The sequence below is a fragment of the Microbacterium flavescens genome (genome assembly GCF_018588945.1).
GTDB classification, from domain to species: domain Bacteria; phylum Actinomycetota; class Actinomycetes; order Actinomycetales; family Microbacteriaceae; genus Microbacterium; species Microbacterium flavescens.
Window position 1 is genome coordinate 74,699 of the sequence record NZ_JAFIWA010000006.1, and the last position, 14,912, is coordinate 89,610.

The 14,912-nt window shown below is 69.4% G+C and carries 14 protein-coding genes and 1 tRNA gene; 6 read left to right on the forward strand and 9 right to left on the reverse strand.

The genetic code is table 11. The annotated features are described in order from the left end of the window. Positions 1–35 precede the first annotated feature (35 nt). Both JX005_RS12495 and JX005_RS12500 read right to left on the reverse strand, forming a co-directional pair. Positions 36–599 (reverse strand): hypothetical protein, encoded by a 564-nt coding sequence (locus tag JX005_RS12495; RefSeq protein ID WP_307858578.1) that lies wholly within the window; start codon positions 597–599, stop codon positions 36–38. Between the two features lie 368 nt (positions 600–967). Next, positions 968–1,058 (reverse strand) — tRNA-Ser (locus JX005_RS12500). 115 nt (positions 1,059–1,173) lie between these two features. On the opposite strand from JX005_RS12500, the gene JX005_RS12505 reads away from it, so the two are divergent. From JX005_RS12505 to JX005_RS12520, 4 genes are read left to right on the forward strand one after another with little or no spacing between them, the layout of a single operon-like run. Continuing rightward, positions 1,174–2,568: an MFS transporter gene (locus tag JX005_RS12505; protein WP_214467881.1), complete on the forward strand. Its 1,395-nt coding sequence runs from the start codon at positions 1,174–1,176 to the stop codon at positions 2,566–2,568. Between the two features lie 47 nt (positions 2,569–2,615). Then, the gene (locus JX005_RS12510) at positions 2,616–3,200 is read left to right on the forward strand and encodes a hypothetical protein (RefSeq protein WP_214467882.1); all 585 of its coding nucleotides are present in this window, start codon (positions 2,616–2,618) and stop codon (positions 3,198–3,200) included. A 49-nt stretch (positions 3,201–3,249) separates the two neighbouring features. After that, positions 3,250–4,203 (forward strand): L-lactate dehydrogenase, encoded by a 954-nt coding sequence (locus tag JX005_RS12515; RefSeq protein ID WP_214467883.1) that lies wholly within the window; start codon positions 3,250–3,252, stop codon positions 4,201–4,203. A gap of 5 nt (positions 4,204–4,208) precedes the next feature. Continuing rightward, positions 4,209–4,979 carry a hypothetical protein gene (locus JX005_RS12520; RefSeq protein ID WP_214467884.1) on the forward strand — a complete coding sequence of 257 codons (771 nt, stop codon included), beginning with the start codon at positions 4,209–4,211 and terminating at the stop codon, positions 4,977–4,979. A 20-nt stretch (positions 4,980–4,999) separates the two neighbouring features. Here the strand turns inward: JX005_RS12520 and JX005_RS12525 are convergent, their stop codons facing one another. Continuing rightward, positions 5,000–5,470, reverse strand: coding sequence for an SRPBCC domain-containing protein (locus JX005_RS12525; RefSeq protein WP_214467885.1), 471 nt, complete (start codon positions 5,468–5,470; stop codon positions 5,000–5,002). 59 nt (positions 5,471–5,529) lie between these two features. Here JX005_RS12525 and radA point away from each other — a divergent pair, with 59 nt between their 5' ends. Then, positions 5,530–6,900: a DNA repair protein RadA gene (gene radA, locus JX005_RS12530; RefSeq protein WP_214467886.1), complete on the forward strand. Its 1,371-nt coding sequence runs from the start codon at positions 5,530–5,532 to the stop codon at positions 6,898–6,900. On the opposite strand, the gene JX005_RS12535 is transcribed toward radA, so the two are convergent. From JX005_RS12535 to JX005_RS12560, 6 genes are all read right to left on the reverse strand, one after another. Further along, positions 6,897–7,304: a dehydrogenase gene (locus JX005_RS12535; protein WP_214467887.1), complete on the reverse strand. Its 408-nt coding sequence runs from the start codon at positions 7,302–7,304 to the stop codon at positions 6,897–6,899. The genes radA and JX005_RS12535 overlap by 4 nt on opposite strands. Before the next feature lie 194 nt (positions 7,305–7,498). Further along, positions 7,499–8,215 carry a FadR/GntR family transcriptional regulator gene (locus tag JX005_RS12540; RefSeq protein ID WP_214467888.1) on the reverse strand — a complete coding sequence of 239 codons (717 nt, stop codon included), beginning with the start codon at positions 8,213–8,215 and terminating at the stop codon, positions 7,499–7,501. Between the two features lie 124 nt (positions 8,216–8,339). Further along, positions 8,340–9,119 carry a 3-oxoacyl-ACP reductase gene (locus JX005_RS12545; RefSeq protein ID WP_214467889.1) on the reverse strand — a complete coding sequence of 260 codons (780 nt, stop codon included), beginning with the start codon at positions 9,117–9,119 and terminating at the stop codon, positions 8,340–8,342. Between the two features lie 61 nt (positions 9,120–9,180). After that, positions 9,181–10,545 (reverse strand): aldehyde dehydrogenase family protein, encoded by a 1,365-nt coding sequence (locus JX005_RS12550; protein WP_214467890.1) that lies wholly within the window; start codon positions 10,543–10,545, stop codon positions 9,181–9,183. Then, positions 10,542–11,267, reverse strand: coding sequence for a gamma-glutamyl-gamma-aminobutyrate hydrolase family protein (locus tag JX005_RS12555; protein WP_307858592.1), 726 nt, complete (start codon positions 11,265–11,267; stop codon positions 10,542–10,544). The genes JX005_RS12550 and JX005_RS12555 overlap by 4 nt, the downstream gene beginning before the upstream one ends. A gap of 142 nt (positions 11,268–11,409) precedes the next feature. Next, positions 11,410–12,765, reverse strand: coding sequence for a glutamine synthetase family protein (locus tag JX005_RS12560; protein ID WP_214467891.1), 1,356 nt, complete (start codon positions 12,763–12,765; stop codon positions 11,410–11,412). A 165-nt stretch (positions 12,766–12,930) separates the two neighbouring features. Here JX005_RS12560 and JX005_RS12565 point away from each other — a divergent pair, with 165 nt between their 5' ends. Beyond that, positions 12,931–14,478, forward strand: coding sequence for an amino acid permease (locus JX005_RS12565; protein WP_214467892.1), 1,548 nt, complete (start codon positions 12,931–12,933; stop codon positions 14,476–14,478). Positions 14,479–14,912 lie beyond the last annotated feature (434 nt).

The following is a 14,912-nucleotide window of genomic DNA, read 5'->3' on the forward strand; positions in this document are numbered from 1 at the left end:
GAAGTCGTCGGGGATCACGATCTTCACCCTGCCGGTCAGAGTTTGATGGGGAAGGTCAGCATGACGATGACACAGGTCACTCCGACAGCGATTCCCATCCCGAGGAGCACGCGCCGCATCCACGGTGTGAGTTCCCGTTGGGACATCGCGGTCAGGAACAGCACCAGTGCGAAGAGCACGGTGAGAAGTGAGTAGTTGTCACCGCGCTGATTGTTGTCCAACGCTTCCTGGAACTTCGCATCCGCGCGTTCGCTGAAGTCGGCCGCTTCCACGGTGCCGGGCGGCACATACTCGGGCATCGCCAACGGTCCCTGCTCGACACGGCCACCGGCATCCCAGGCATCAAAAGCAGTGCGGAACTCCGGGGAGAAACGTTCCTCGATGAAAGAGACGAGCTCGTCTCGCCCGTCGGCCTCGGCAAGAACCCACTCGGTGTAGATGCTGAGGTCGTACAGTCGCGCGTCGCGTGCCCTCCCCTCCGCCGACTCCCCCTGAATTCTCGCGCTCGATGCCTGGCTGAACGCGATCGACATCTCGCCGCCCCACTTGGATGCCTCGAACCCGCACCACGCCGTCAGCACCGCCGTGATCGAGAGCACGAACACGGTCATGATGTCGAGGACTCGCCGCTCCCCACTTCCGCTCCGGCTGTCGTTCATCTGTATCCCCTCATCGCGGTCACCCTCGACCTATCATCCGGCGTCGATCTTGCGACTCCTAGGGGTCGACGGGACGCGCTCTACGCGGTACCTGGCCTGCGTCACCGGGGGCTACTGACCGTGAGTCACATTCCCACCGCAAGTAGCCGCCGGATCCGCGGAATCACGCGGATGCGGCGGTCATTCCAGGGTGGCTAGCGCCGTTGTGGGAAAGAAGGGGGGTAACCGACACGCCGACCGGCCTTTCCCAGATCCTTTCCCAAACGCAGATCAGCGCCACGAAATGTGACGCTGATCTGGGATAAAAGTGGCGGTGACGGTGGGATTTGAACCCACGGTAGGGGGTTACCCTACACAACTTTTCGAGAGTTGCACCTTCGGCCGCTCGGACACGTCACCGCCGACGAGTTTACGTCACGCGGCGCTGAGCCGCCAATCGGCGCAGAACCGCCCCCGCACGCCCGATCCCACCGCCTCAGCCCCGCACGTCCGCCCCCGGGGATAGGTTGGCCGCATGCCTCAGACCATGACCGGCCGCGAGCGCGCCATCCTCGCGATCGCGGTGCTGGCGTCGTTCGTCGCCTTCCTCGACGGCACCGTGGTCAACGTTGCGCTGCCCGCCATCAGCGACGAACTCGGAGGCGGGCTCACCACGCAGCAGTGGGTCGTCGACGCCTACCTAATCACGCTCGGCGCCCTCATCCTCGTGGCCGGCTCGGTCAGCGACGCCTACGGCCGCGCCTTCGTCATGCGCATCGGCCTGATCGGCTTCGGCATCACCAGCGTCGCGATCGCCTTCGCGCCGACCGCCGAGTTCCTCATCATCGCCCGGGCGCTGCAGGGGGCTGCGGGTGCCTTCCTCGTCCCGAGCTCGCTCGCCCTCATCACGTCGACGTTCCGCGGCGCCGCGCAGGGCCGCGCCATCGGCATCTGGACGGCGATGACCACGACTGCGATGATCGCCGGCCCCATCCTCGGCGGGCTCTTCGTCGACTTCCTCTCGTGGCGTCTCGTGTTCCTCATCAACGTCGTCCCCATCGCAGTCACCCTGTGGCTGCTCACGCGGGCTGGCGTGAAAGACACCAGACGAGCGGATGCCTCGATCGACTGGCTCAGCGCAGCCCTGTGCACCTTCGGCCTGGGCCTCATGGTGTTCGCGCTCATCGAGCAGCCCAGGCTGGGGTGGACCTCTCCGGCCATCTGGCTGCCGCTCGTCGTCGGCGCCGGACTCTTCGCGACCTTCATCATCCGGCAGCGCTTCACGAGGCATCCGGTGCTTCCCCTCGATCTCTTCCGCGTGCGCAACTTCTGGACCGGCAACGTCGCGACCACCTTCATCTACGGTGCGCTCGCGCTGAACGGCTTCGTCGTCGTGGTCTACCTGCAGCAGGGCGCCGGCCTTCCGGCCACGCTCGCCGGGCTCGCGAGCCTGCCGGTGACGATCCTGCTGATCCTGCTCAGCTCGCGGGTCGGCGGGCTCGCCGGCAAATGGGGTCCGCGCATCTTCATGACCGTCGGTCCCATCACCATGGGCGCCGGCGCGCTGCTGCTGCTCACGGTGACGGAGGCCTTCGACTACTGGTGGCAGGTGCTGCCCAGCATGATCCTGATGGGCCTCGGGCTCGCGCTCACGGTCTCGCCGCTCACCACGGCGATCCTCGGTGCAATCGACACCGATCGCTCCGGTATCGCCTCGGCGGTGAACAACGCCGTCGCCCGCGTCGCCGGTCTCGTGACCATCGCCATGCTCGCCGCGATCGTCGGCGGCGAGCTCGACCTCGAAGGCTTCCATCGGGCAGCCATCGTGACCGCGGCCATGATGATCGCGGGCGGCCTGGTGTCATGGGCGGGAATCCGCAACCCCGAAATCGTCGCCGAAGACGATCAGGCGGCCACGAACGCCACCTGACGGCCGAGCATCTTCCCTTCGCTACCGGGCGGTGCCATGCTGTGCGCATGAACCGCCCGATTGCACGGCGGCTCGCACTCGCGATGCTTCTGGGGACGTCGCTCCTGGTTGCCGGCTGCAGTGCCGGCGCCTCGGCTGAACCCGACACCGCGCAGACCGAGTCGAGTCCCTCGACGCCCTCCACGCCGGCCGCGGACTGCCTCGCGCCTCCGGCCGACGCCCCCACCGGTGCCGTCGACGATCCCTTCTCGCTGGGCGATCCCGTCGTGGTGGAGTGCTTCACCGTCGTGGTGGATGCGGTGAGCAAAGACGCGACGGATGCCGTCATGGCCGCGAATCCCGACGCCGTGCCGGCGGCGGGCAACGTCTACATGACCGCGACCGTGACCATCACCCGCTCGGCGGGAGGCCCGGGCGAGGCATCCGATGTGCACGTCGTTCTCGGCGGCTCGCAGACGACCAACGGAGACCCCTCTCCCGAACTGGGCGTCGACCCGGCCCCTCCGACCGGCGCGCTCGACGAGGGTGAGAGCATCACCGGCACGTACGTGTACGAGATGTCGGGAGGTGCGTCGACGTCCGTCGAGATCGCCGTCGGCCAGATGACGCCGCTCAACGTGCTGCCGTATTGACACGGCCGGCGGCTGGTACGCGGCATCCCGCCCCTGCAAGACTGGCGGCATGGCCGTCATCGAGAACTCGAAAGTCACCATCGTCGGCGCCGGCAGCGTCGGCTCGAGCGCCGCGTATGCGGCGCTCATCCGCGGATCGGCGCGGCACGTCGCGCTCTACGACATCGCGACGGAGAAGGCGGAAGCCGAGGTACTCGATCTCGCCCACGGCACCCAGTTCACCGGATCGAGCGACATCATCGGCGGAAGCGACCTCTCGGTCGTCGAGGGCTCCCATGTCGTCGTGATCACCGCCGGCGCGAAGCAGAACCCCGGCCAGACGCGCATCGAGCTCGCGGGGGTCAACGCCCGGATCATGAAGTCGATGATGCCGCAGCTGCTCGAGGCGGCCCCCGAGGCGATCTACGTCATCGTCACCAATCCGTGCGACGTGCTCACCGTCCTCGCACAGGAGCAGACCGGGCTGCCGCCCGAGCGCATCTTCGCCTCCGGAACGGTACTCGACACCTCGCGCCTGCGCTGGAAGCTTGCCGAGCGCGCCGGCGTCTCGACCGGCAGCGTGCACGCCTACATCGTCGGCGAGCACGGCGACACGGAGTTCCCGCTGTGGTCGCGGGCGACCATCGGCACCGTCCCGATCCTCGACTGGGTCACGCCGGCGGGCGACCGCATGACCGCCGAGGAGCTCGACCAGATCGCCGTCGACGTGCGCGACGCGGCCTACAAGGTCATCCAGGGCAAGGGCGCGACCAACTACGCCATCGGCCTGTCGAGCGCGCGGATCATCGAGGCGATCCTCCACGACGAGCACGCGGTCATGCCGGTCTCACCGGTTCTGCAGGACTTCCACGGCGTCGACGGCGTCGCGCTCTCCGTGCCGTCCGTCGTCAGCGCGGCGGGGGCCGTGCCGGTGCGCGAGACGCAGTTCGCACCGAACGAGCTCGACCTGTTCCACCGCTCCGCCGCCGCACTGCGCGAGGTGGCCGACTCGCTTCGGAGCTGAGGCCGATGATCGACCACATCACCGTTCCGGCTCTCGACGAGACCGGCTTCGTCGTGCTCGACCCCTACGACCAGTCGCGCGACCCCGAGGAGTGGCTCGACCTCGAGTACACCGTCTGGCGCTCATCGGGCGTCACCCGCTTCGCACCCCTCACGAGCTACGCCGGCGAGATCGAGTGCAACGGCTTCTGGAATCACACGCCGCCGCGTCCAGACAAGGACGGTGTGTGGATCGCCTCGCAGGTCGAGCGGGCTGCGCACCTCGTGCGTCGCGCACAGGAGCCCGGCGCCGGAGTGGGGCGCTGCCGGGTGGTCGAGCTGCAGCGCAACGAGTACGCCGATGCCGTGTACAACCTCCATCAGGACGACAACAACCGCCTCAACCCCGAAGGCACCGGGTGGGTCGTGCGCGCGTTCTTCAATCTGACCGACGACTCCGACTCACTGCTGCTCCTGCGCCGCGACCGCTTCGATCCGTCGACCGAGCTGCGGATCCCGCTGCCCGCCGGCTCGCGCGTGATCGTCGACACGCAGCGCTTCTGGCACGCCGTGTGGCACCGCGGCGATGCCCCGCGCTACAGCCTCATCACGTCGTGGGAGTCGGGTCCCGCGCTCGAGGCGTACATCCGCGACCACCACGGCGTCCCGCACACCGCTCGCGTGCCCCTGGATGCGGCCATGGTGGAGCATGCACAGCGCGAGCTCCACCGCCGGCTCGAGGAGCGCCGGCAGACGATGGCCGCCCTCGGTGCGGCATTCGTGTCACCCGAGCGCTGAGTCGGGCGATTTCGCCAAGATCAGCGGATGCCGCGGCCCCCGCCCTCGACGAGCCGCGCCAGGTTGCTCAGCGACGATGCCAGGCCGACGGCGTGGTCGTCGGGGTCGATCCCGGACGGCGCGCCGGACGCCTCGACCTGGACGTGGGTTCCGCCGTCGCCCTCGGTGAAGGTCCACGTCATGGTCATGGTGCCGCGATACGCCGGATCGTCGGAGGGGAAGTCGATCTCCTCGACGATGAGCGCGCAGGCGTCGACGGCGATGCGGCGCACGTCCGCGACATCCGACTCCTCCGTCGCCTTGCCGCCGCCCTCGGGCGGCTCGTCGTACGTCAGCACCATCCGGTAGCCGGTCTGCGCGTCGAAGTGCTCGAACCTTCCGGTCATGCCGTCCGGCGGCAGCCACGCGAGCATGGCGCCGGGGTCGACGAACGCACGGAAGACGTCGTCGGGCTCGGCCGCGATGAACCGGGATGCCGCATCCACCCGCATGCGGTCACCCTACGCCGCGCCTGGGAGCGATGTCGCGACCCCGACGTACGCTGAAGCCCATGGCCGCCACCCGACGACCCACGCAGACCGCGCCGTATCGCTGCACCGAGTGCGGGTGGACGACGATCAAGTGGGTCGGCCGCTGCGGCGAGTGCCAGCAGTGGGGCACCGTGGTCGAGGCATCCGAGCCCACCGGACTCCTGCGCTCGGTCACGCCGGTCGCGCCCGGTGCAGGCCGGGCGGCGCGGCCCATCACGCACATCGACACCGCCGACGCCCCCCGGCGCACGAGCGGAGTCGGCGAGTTCGACCGCGTCCTCGGCGGCGGGGTCGTGCCCGGCGCGGCCATCCTGCTGTCGGGCGAGCCCGGTGTCGGCAAGTCCACGCTGCTGCTCGAGGTCGCGGCGCAGTCGGCGAAGGCCGGGCGCCGGGTGCTCTACGCCTCGGCGGAAGAGTCCACGGCGCAGGTGCGGCTGCGGGCCGAGCGCACCGGCGCGCTGCACGACGAGCTCTACCTCGCGAGCGAGACCGATCTCGCCACGATCCTCGGACACGTCGACGAGGTGCGTCCCGAGCTCCTGATCGTCGACTCGGTGCAGACTGTCGCGTCGTCGCTGTCCGAAGGCATGGCCGGCCACCCCTCGCAGGTGCGCGAGGTCGCGTCGACGCTCATCCGCGTCGCCAAAGAGCGCGGGCTGCCGGTGATCATCGTCGGGCACGTGACGAAAGACGGGTCCATCGCGGGTCCGCGCATCCTCGAGCACCTGGTCGACGTCGTGTGCCACTTCGAGGGCGATCGGCAGACTTCCCTGCGGTTCGTGCGGGCGCTCAAGAACCGCTTCGGGCCGACGGACGAGGTCGGATGCTTCGACATGACCGGCGCTGGCATCGCCGAGGTGCCCGACCCGAGCGCGCTGTTCCTCGGCCACGGCTCGCCCGAGCCCGGCACGTGCGTCGCGATCGCCCTTGAGGGGCGCCGCGCGATGCCCGTCGAGGTGCAGGCGCTGACGATCACCGCGACGAGCCCCAACCCGCGGCGCATCGTGAACGGCGTCGACGCCGCCCGCGTGGCGATGGTGCTCGCCGTCCTCGAGAAGCGGGGCGGCGTCAAGACGAGCGACAAGGACGTGTACGTCTCCACCGTCGGCGGCGTGCGCTTCACCGAGCCGGCGGCCGACCTCGCGATCGCGGTCGCCGTCGCGGGCGCCGTGAACAACGAGTCCGCGCCGAAGACGCTCGCCGCCGTCGGCGAGCTCAGCCTCGCGGGCGAGGTGCGTCCCGTGACCCAGGCCGCGCAGCGGCGGTCCGAGGCCGCACGACTCGGCTACACCGACGTCATCGACAACCGGTCCGGCACGCTGCGCGGTGCTCTGAACGACGTCCGCACCCGGCTGCGCCCGGTGCGCGGGGCGGACGTCCCCGAGTTCTAGGCGTCGAGCGCGGCGAGGAGGTCCGTCGGCGATGCCTGAAGCGGGTGCGGCCCCGCGATGTCGAAGAACACCGTGGTGATCTCCGCCTCGTACGTGCCGAGGAAGGCGCGCAGCCAGGCGGGGGACTGCAGCGCGACATTCGGCGGCAGGGTCTCGGGCTTGTTCGCCGCGTCGCTGAAGAGCAGGAGCGCGATGTCGCCGGTCCGCGGGTCGCGGTAGGTCCAGACCTCGCCGACGTCGAGCGGGTTGTCGCGCTGGCCCGGACGCATGAGCGGCACCACCGTGGGCCCGTGCCGCAGCGCGAAGGCGACGGCGGCCATGTCCTGGGTCTGCAGCGCGTCGCTCAGCTGGGTGTTCCGGAACTCGAGGGGCTCCGTCTTCTTCGCGCGCTTCTTTCCTGCCACCCGTCCAGCGTAGACGGCGCCATGCGCGCCCTCCTTCCCCGCTCCCCTGTCACGAAACGTCGATGCGACCCACCTAATACGACAGGGGAACCCTGTGGCCTGACCCCGCACCGGGCACCGCAACCCCGCTCGCCTGTCACGAAACGTCGATGCGACCCACCGAATGCGACAGGCGAGCCCCGCACGAGACCGGCTCAGGCGAGGAAGCCGCGCAGCAGGGCCTCGGTGCCGGCGAGATGGTCGAGGACTGCGGCCTCCGCGGCATCCGCTCGCCCTGCCAGGATCGCGGTGACGATGTGCTCGTGCTGGGCGTTGGCGTGCTCGATGTTGCGCGGCAGGAGCGGGAACGTGTCGAGCCAGCCGTTCACCTGGGCCCGGTTCTCAGCGGCGAGCGCCACGAGCGACGGGATGCCGGCGACTTCGGCGATCACCAGATGAAGCAGCGTGTCGAGCCGACGGTAGTCGGTGGCGGATGCGCCCGAGACCGCCTCGTACCGCGCCCACAGCTCGTCGCGCTGCGCGGCATCGAGGGAGCGGGATGCCGCGGCCCGCGCCGCGCCCGCCTCGAGAACGCGCCGGAGCCCGAGCACGTCGTCGAGCTGTGCGGGGTCGACGACTCCGGGATGCGGCGGCTGGGGCAGGGGGTCGGCGACGAAGGTGCCGCCGTAGCGCCCGCGACGCCGGACGAGGTATCCGGTGTCGGCGAGCTCGCGGATGGCCTCGCGCACGGTGTCGCGGCTCACCGCATACAGCGTCGCGAGCTCGCGTTCGGCCGGGAGTGACTCACCCGGCGCGACGACGCCGAGACGGATGGTCTGCACCAGGCGCGCGACGGTGTCCTCGAGGGCGTTGCCCTCGCGCACCGGCCGGTAGACGGCCCGTCGCACCTCCCGCAGCGGCGTCTCGGTCATGGCCGGCCCCACCCCGTTGCCCGTTCGTTGAGCGAGGGAGCGCAGTGACCGAGACGAAAGTCCCCGGCCCGACGAGGAAGCCGGGGGCGTCTCGTCTCGCTGCGCTCGCTCAACGACCTCTCCCTCACAGCGGCGTCACGTACGCGTTGGTGATGCCCCCGTCGACGACGAAGGCAGTGGCGGTGATGAAGGACGCGTCGTCCGAGGCGAGGAAGGCGACCGAGGCCGCGAGTTCCTCGGGCTCGGCGAACCGGCCCATGGGCACGTGCACGAGCCGGCGCTGCGCGCGCTCGGGATCCTTGGCGAAGAGCTCCTGCAGCAAAGGCGTGTTCACCGGCCCGGGGCACAGGGCGTTCACGCGCACGCCCTGCCGCGCGAACTGCACGCCGAGCTCGCGCGTCATCGCGAGCACGCCGCCCTTCGACGCGGTGTACGAGATCTGCGAGGTCGCCGACCCGAGCAGCGCGACGAACGACGCGGTGTTGATGATCGAGCCCTTCCCCGCGGGCACCATGTGCCGCAGCGCCGCCCGCGAGCAGAGGTACACGCTCTTGAGGTTGACGTCCTGCACGCGATCCCACGCCGGCAGCTCCGTCGTCTCGATCGAGTCGTCGTCGGCGGGCGAGATCCCGGCGTTGTTGAAGGCGATGTCGAGCCTGCCGAAGTCGGCCGCGACGCCGTCGAAAAGCTCGTTGACGGATGCCTCGTCCGCCACATTCACGTGTCGATACGCGCCCCCGACCTCGGCCGCCGCGGCCTCGCCCGACGCCGCATCGAGGTCCGCGATGACCACGCGCGCGCCTTCGGCGGCGAAGCGGCGCGCCGTCGCGAGCCCGATCCCGGACGCGCCCCCGGTGATGATCGCGACCCGGTCCTTCAGGCGCTGGGTGAGATCGATGGTCATGGGTTCTCCGTTCGTGCGGGGCGTTTCGTCGCGGTCAGCTCGCTCGATGGCCTGGTGCCGGTCACGAGGCATCCGTCGCGAAGAAGACGTTCTTCGTCTCGGTGAAGTGCTCGGCGGCGTCGGGCCCGAGCTCGCGGCCGAGCCCCGAGGCCTTCATGCCCCCGAAGGGCGTCGAGTACCGCACCGAGGAGTGGGAGTTCACCGACAGCACGCCGCTCTTCACGGCGCGCGAGACCCTCACGGCGCGGCCGAGGTTCTCGGTCCAGATCGATCCCGCAAGACCGTACGCGGTGTCGTTGGCGAGGCGGATGCCGTCAGCCTCGTCGTCGAACGGCAGCACCGCGACGACCGGACCGAAGACCTCCTCCTGCGCGAGGCGATCGCTCGGCTGGGCGAGCACGACCGTCGGCGCGAACCAGAATCCGTCGCCCTCGGGAGCCGAGCCGCGGAACGCGACATCCGCGTCGTCGAGGAACGACGCGACGGTGGAACGGTGGGATGCCGAGATCAGCGGCCCCATCTGCGTGGACTCGAGCGCCGGATCGCCGACCTTCCACTCGGCCACGGCGGGCTCGAGCAGCTCGAGGAACCGGTCGTAGACCGACCGCTGCACGAGGATCCGGCTGCGTGCGCAGCAGTCCTGCCCGGCGTTGTCGAACACCGCACCGGGCGCCGACGCGGCGGCGAGCTCGAGGTCGGCGTCGTCGAACACGATGTTGGCGCTCTTGCCGCCGAGCTCGAGCGTGACGGGCTTGAGGTTGCGGGCGCATCCGGCCGCGACATCCGTCCCCACCTCCGTCGAGCCGGTGAACACGACCTTCCGCACATCCGGATGCGAGACGAACCGCTGGCCGACCACCGATCCCGACCCGGTCACCACCGTGAACAGACCGTCGGGCAGCCCGGCCTCGAGCGCGAGATCGCCGAGGCGCATCGCCGTCAGCGGGGTCAGCTCGGCGGGCTTGATCACGACGGCGTTGCCCGCGGCGAGCGCCGGCGCGAACCCCCACGACGCGATGGTCATCGGGAAGTTCCACGGCACGATGATCCCGACCACGCCGTACGGCTCGTGGAAGGTCACGTCGAGCCCGCCCGCGACCGGAATCTGCAGGCCGCTCAGCCGTTCCGGCGCCCCCGAGGAGAAGTTGAGCACCTGGGCGACGTGCGACGCCTCCCAGCGAGCGGATTCGATCGGATGCCCCGAATTGAGCACCTCGAGCTGCGCGAGCTCCTCGACGTGGTCTTCGACGACCCGCGCGAACCGGCGCAGCGCGTCGGCACGGGCGACCGGCGCGAGGCCTGCCCACGTCCGCTGTGCCCGGACGGCCCGCGCCACAACGGCGTCGACATCCTCGACGGTGGCGCGGCCGATCTCGCGGATCGGCTGGGCCGTCGCCGGGTTGATGACGGTGAACGTGCCGCTCATGCCGACACCCCCTGAGAAGCTGCGCGATATTCGGATGCCTCGGCCACGAGCCCCGCGAACAGTCGGCGATCCTCGGCGTTCTCCTCGGGGTGCCACTGCACGCCCACGAGGTACTGCTCGCCCTCCGACTCGAACGCCTGCACGAGGCCGTCGTCGGTGCGCGCGGTGACGACGAGCCCGTCGCCCAGCCGGTCGACGCCCTGATGGTGGTAGCTGTGCACGTCGAGCGCGCCGGCCCCGACGAGCGCGGCGAGCCGCGAGTCGGCGTCGACCGTCACCTCGTTCGTGGCGAAGACGCCGCCCCCGATGCGGTAGCGCTCGGTGCCGATCGCCTCGGGAAGGTGCTGGTGCAGGGTGCCGCCTCGCGCGACGTTGACGAGCTGCAGGCCCCGGCAGATCGCGAGGACGGGCATCCGCCGCTCCTCCGCGCCGCGGAAGAGCGCCAGCTCCCATTCGTCGCGCTCCGGCCGCGCGGGATCGGTGAGCGGATGCCGCTCCGCGCCGTACAGCTCGGGCTGCACGTCCATGCCGCCGGTCAGGATGAGTCCGTCCAGGCCGTCGAGCACGGCCTCGGCCGCGGCATCCGGACCCGGCTGCGGCGGGAGCAGCACCGCGATCCCGCCGGAGTCGGTGACCGCATCGAAGTACTGCTGCGGGAGGAATGCGGCGCGCACGTCCCACACGCCCTGCTTCGCCTGCTCCAGGTAGGTCGTCAGGCCGATGACCGGCCGTCGCGTCTCGGCGAGGTCCGCCGGATCGAGTGCCGCCGCAGGCGGTGTATCGAGATCCGCCGGATCGAGTGCCACCGGAGGCGGTGTATCGAGATCCGCCGGATCGAGTGCCACCGGAGGCGGTGTATCGAGATCAGAGCCGCTCAAAGCCACGCACCCTTTCCCAATCGGTCACGGCGGCGTCGAAGGCCTCCACCTCGATGCGCGCCTGGTTCAGATAGTGATCGACCACGTCGTCGCCGAACGCGGCACGGGCGATGGCGGACTCGTCGAAGAGCTGGGCCGCCTCGCGCAGGGTGGTCGGCAGGTGGTCCACGCCGGCAGCGTAAGCGTTGCCGGTGAGCGCGTCGGGCAGCGGCAGCTCGTGCACGACGCCGTGCAGACCGCCCGCGATGATCGCCGCGATCGCGAGGTACGGGTTGACGTCTCCGCCCGGCACGCGGTTCTCGACCCGCAGCGAGGAGCCGTGGCCCACGACCCGCAGTGCGCACGTGCGGTTGTCGACTCCCCATGCGATCCCCGTCGGGGCGAACGAGCCGGGCGCGAACCGCTTGTACGAGTTGATCGTCGGCGCGTACAGGAACGTGAACTCGCGGAGCGTGGCGAGCACGCCGGCGATCCAGTGCTCCATCAGCGGGCTGAAGCCGTGGGCGCCGTCGCCCGCCATGACCGGCTCGCCGTCGTCGGAGCGCAGCGACAGGTGGATGTGACAGCTGTTGCCCTCGCGCTCATTGAACTTGGCCATGAACGTGATCGACTTGCCGTGCGCGTCGGCGATGGACTTGGCGCCGTATTTGTAGATGGTGTGCTGGTCGGCGGTCTCGAGCACTTCGGCGTAGCGGAACGCGATCTCCTGCTGGCCCAGGTTGCACTCGCCCTTCACGCCCTCCGTGTAGAGGCCCGCGCCGTCCATGCTCAGGCGGATGTCTCGCAGCAGCGGCTCCAGGCGCCCGGACGCGAGCAGGTCGTAGTCGACGTTGTAGTCGGTGGACGTCTTGAGGTCGCGATAGCCCTTGGCCCAGGCATCCCGATATGAGTCGTCGAAGACGATGAACTCGAGCTCGGTGCCCGAGAAGGCGACGAGCCCCCGGTCGGCGAGGCGCGCACGCTGGCGCTTGAGGATCTCCCGCGGCGACTGCACAACCGGGTCGCCGTTCTCCCAGCCGAGGTCCGCCATCACCAGCGCGCTCCCCGGCACCCACGGCACGTGCCGCAGCGTGTCCGTGTCGCTCAGCAGCATCATGTCGCCGTAGCCCGTGTCCCAGCTCGACATCGCGTAGCCGTCGACCGTGTTCATGTCGACGTCGACCGAGAGCAGGTAGTTGCAGGCCTCCGCGCCGTGCGGGAGCACTTCCTCCTGGAACAGCCGCGCCGATACCCGCTTGCCGATCAGGCGGCCCTGCGCGTCGGCGAACCCGACGATGACGGTGTCGATCTCGCCCGCCGAGATCGCGGCGTTCAGGTCGTCGACGCTGAGGTTGCCCGGCATACGTCCATCCTTCCAGTTCCGACCTTTGCGGCGGCACGAGCCCGGTCGGGGTTCGCCAACAGTAACGATGAATCTGGGTCCAAAGGTAGACACAACCCGCCAATAGGCACCACAATCATGCCCAAGACGCACCCCCCGCGTCCAACCCGAGAGCACGGAGGATCGATGTCACAGTCGAGCGATGGTCCGGCGAAGGTCGCGGGAGCGACCTACACGCGGGCCGGTCAGGACTACTTCCAGAAGCGGACGCTGAAGCGATCGGCCGGCGTGTGGGGTCTGTGGGGACTCGCCGTCGCCGCCGTCATCTCGGGCGACTTCTCCGGCTGGAACTTCGGCATCGACTTCGCCGGCTTCGGCGGCATGCTGATCGCCTTCGTGATCCTGGTGGCCATGTACTACGGCATGATCTTCTCCATCGGGGAGATGGCGTCTGCCATGCCGCATACGGGCGGCGCGTATTCGTTCGCGCGATCCGCGATGGGCCCCTGGGGCGGTCTGGTCACCGGTGCCGCTGAGACGATCGAGTACGTCGCGACCACCGCGGTCATCGTCTACTTCTCGGCGTCGTACGCCGACGCGATCACCTCGGAGCTGCTCGGCATCTCACTGCCGGCGTGGGTGTGGTGGACCGTCCTCTACCTGCTGTTCATCGGGCTCAACGCCTCGGGCGCGAACATCTCCTTCAAGTTCGCGATCGTCGTCTCGATCATCTCGATCGGCATCATCCTGGTGTTCTCGGTGATGGCGATCCTGTCGGGCGCATTCCAGTGGGCCAACCTGTGGGACATCGCTCCCGACCCGGGGCAGACCGAATTCCTGCCGCACGGCGTGCTGCCGATCCTCTTCGCACTGCCGTTCGCGATGTGGTTCTTCCTGGGCATCGAGGAGCTCCCGCTGGCTGCGGAGGAGTCGCACGACCCGGTCCGCGACATTCCGCGCGCCGGGTTCTGGGCCCGCGGGACGCTCATCGTGACCGGCCTGCTGGTGCTCTTCCTCAACACGGGCGTGATCGGAGCCGAGGCCACCGGCAAAGCAGCCGAGCCGCTCCTCGACGGCTTCCGCGCGATCGTGGGCGACGGGCTCGCTGCCGTCCTGGCGCTGTTCGCCCTGGTCGGCCTGTTCGCCTCGCTCCAGGGCATCATGTTCGCCTACGGCCGCAACATGTACTCGCTCTCGCGCGCCGGCTACTACCCGAGGTTCCTCTCGCTCACCGGCAAGCGCAAGACGCCGTGGGTGGCGCTCGTCGTCGGCGCCGTCATCGGCTTCATCGCACTCGTGGTGCTCGACACCGTGGCGGCGCTGAACGAGGGCGCCGGTGCCGTCGCGGGTGCGATCGTGCTGAACATCGCGGTGTGGGGCGCCGTGCTGGCCTACCTGCTGCAGATGATCTCGTTCATCATCCTGCGCAGGAAGTTCCCGAACGCGAGCCGGCCGTACCGCAGCCCGTGGGGCGTGACCGGTGCCGTGATCGCCGCGGTCATCGCCGCCCTGATCTTCGTCGGGTTCCTGCTCAACCCGACGTTCGTGCCGGCGATCATCGCGATCTTCGTGGTCTACGTCATCATCCTCGTCGGGTTCGCCCTGTTCTTCCGTCACCGCCTCGTGCTCTCTCCCGAGGAGGAGTACGCCCTGTCGGGCGGCACCCACGGAGATCCGCAGGCGGAGGGCTACGACGCCATGGAGGCCGAGGTCTTCGGCGGCGAGAAGCCCTAGCAAGGGGGACAGGCGGGGCCGGGGGCGATCCGGGGGGACGCGCCGGCCCCGTCACTTTGCCCGCAAGCACTCTGGTGCGCACCCCGGGAGACAATGAGCGGCCCCCTCGCGCCGTTCTCCCACGGCGGCTCGAGAGGGCCTACTGCTCACCGGCGGATCGACTGCTCGCTTGGGGGTACGAGACTTCTGCTGGGGGACAGCGTCGAGCCCGGTCACGGGAGCTGCGAACCAGGCTACTCCCGCCGGTAAAATGGGTCTGTCCCCCGTTCGGAGGACAGAAGTCGGTGAAATTCTCATGAGAAACACCCTTTTGTCCACCGAAGTGGGGACATACAAGGTACAACCAATTCCCGTACCCTAGATCACGAGGTGTCCCCAGCACCTCTGAGAGCAAGTGTCCCCAGCACTCTCTCTTCATCGTCGAGCATCGCGCG

What these genes read in the sequence shown, in the direction of transcription:
- radA (WP_214467886.1), top strand. Translation starts at nt 5,530, where the DNA reads ATGGCCGCCACCCGACGACCCACGCAGACCGCGCCGTATCGCTGCACC.
- JX005_RS12515 (WP_214467883.1), top strand. Translation starts at nt 3,250, where the DNA reads ATGGCCGTCATCGAGAACTCGAAAGTCACCATCGTCGGCGCCGGCAGC.
- JX005_RS12505 (WP_214467881.1), top strand. Translation starts at nt 1,174, where the DNA reads ATGCCTCAGACCATGACCGGCCGCGAGCGCGCCATCCTCGCGATCGCG.
- JX005_RS12510 (WP_214467882.1), top strand. Translation starts at nt 2,616, where the DNA reads ATGAACCGCCCGATTGCACGGCGGCTCGCACTCGCGATGCTTCTGGGG.
- JX005_RS12525 (WP_214467885.1), bottom strand. Translation starts at nt 5,470, where the DNA reads ATGCGGGTGGATGCGGCATCCCGGTTCATCGCGGCCGAGCCCGACGAC.
- JX005_RS12550 (WP_214467890.1), bottom strand. Translation starts at nt 10,545, where the DNA reads ATGAGCGGCACGTTCACCGTCATCAACCCGGCGACGGCCCAGCCGATC.
- JX005_RS12520 (WP_214467884.1), top strand. Translation starts at nt 4,209, where the DNA reads ATGATCGACCACATCACCGTTCCGGCTCTCGACGAGACCGGCTTCGTC.
- JX005_RS12560 (WP_214467891.1), bottom strand. Translation starts at nt 12,765, where the DNA reads ATGCCGGGCAACCTCAGCGTCGACGACCTGAACGCCGCGATCTCGGCG.
- JX005_RS12565 (WP_214467892.1), top strand. Translation starts at nt 12,931, where the DNA reads ATGTCACAGTCGAGCGATGGTCCGGCGAAGGTCGCGGGAGCGACCTAC.
- JX005_RS12545 (WP_214467889.1), bottom strand. Translation starts at nt 9,119, where the DNA reads ATGACCATCGATCTCACCCAGCGCCTGAAGGACCGGGTCGCGATCATC.
- JX005_RS12540 (WP_214467888.1), bottom strand. Translation starts at nt 8,215, where the DNA reads ATGACCGAGACGCCGCTGCGGGAGGTGCGACGGGCCGTCTACCGGCCG.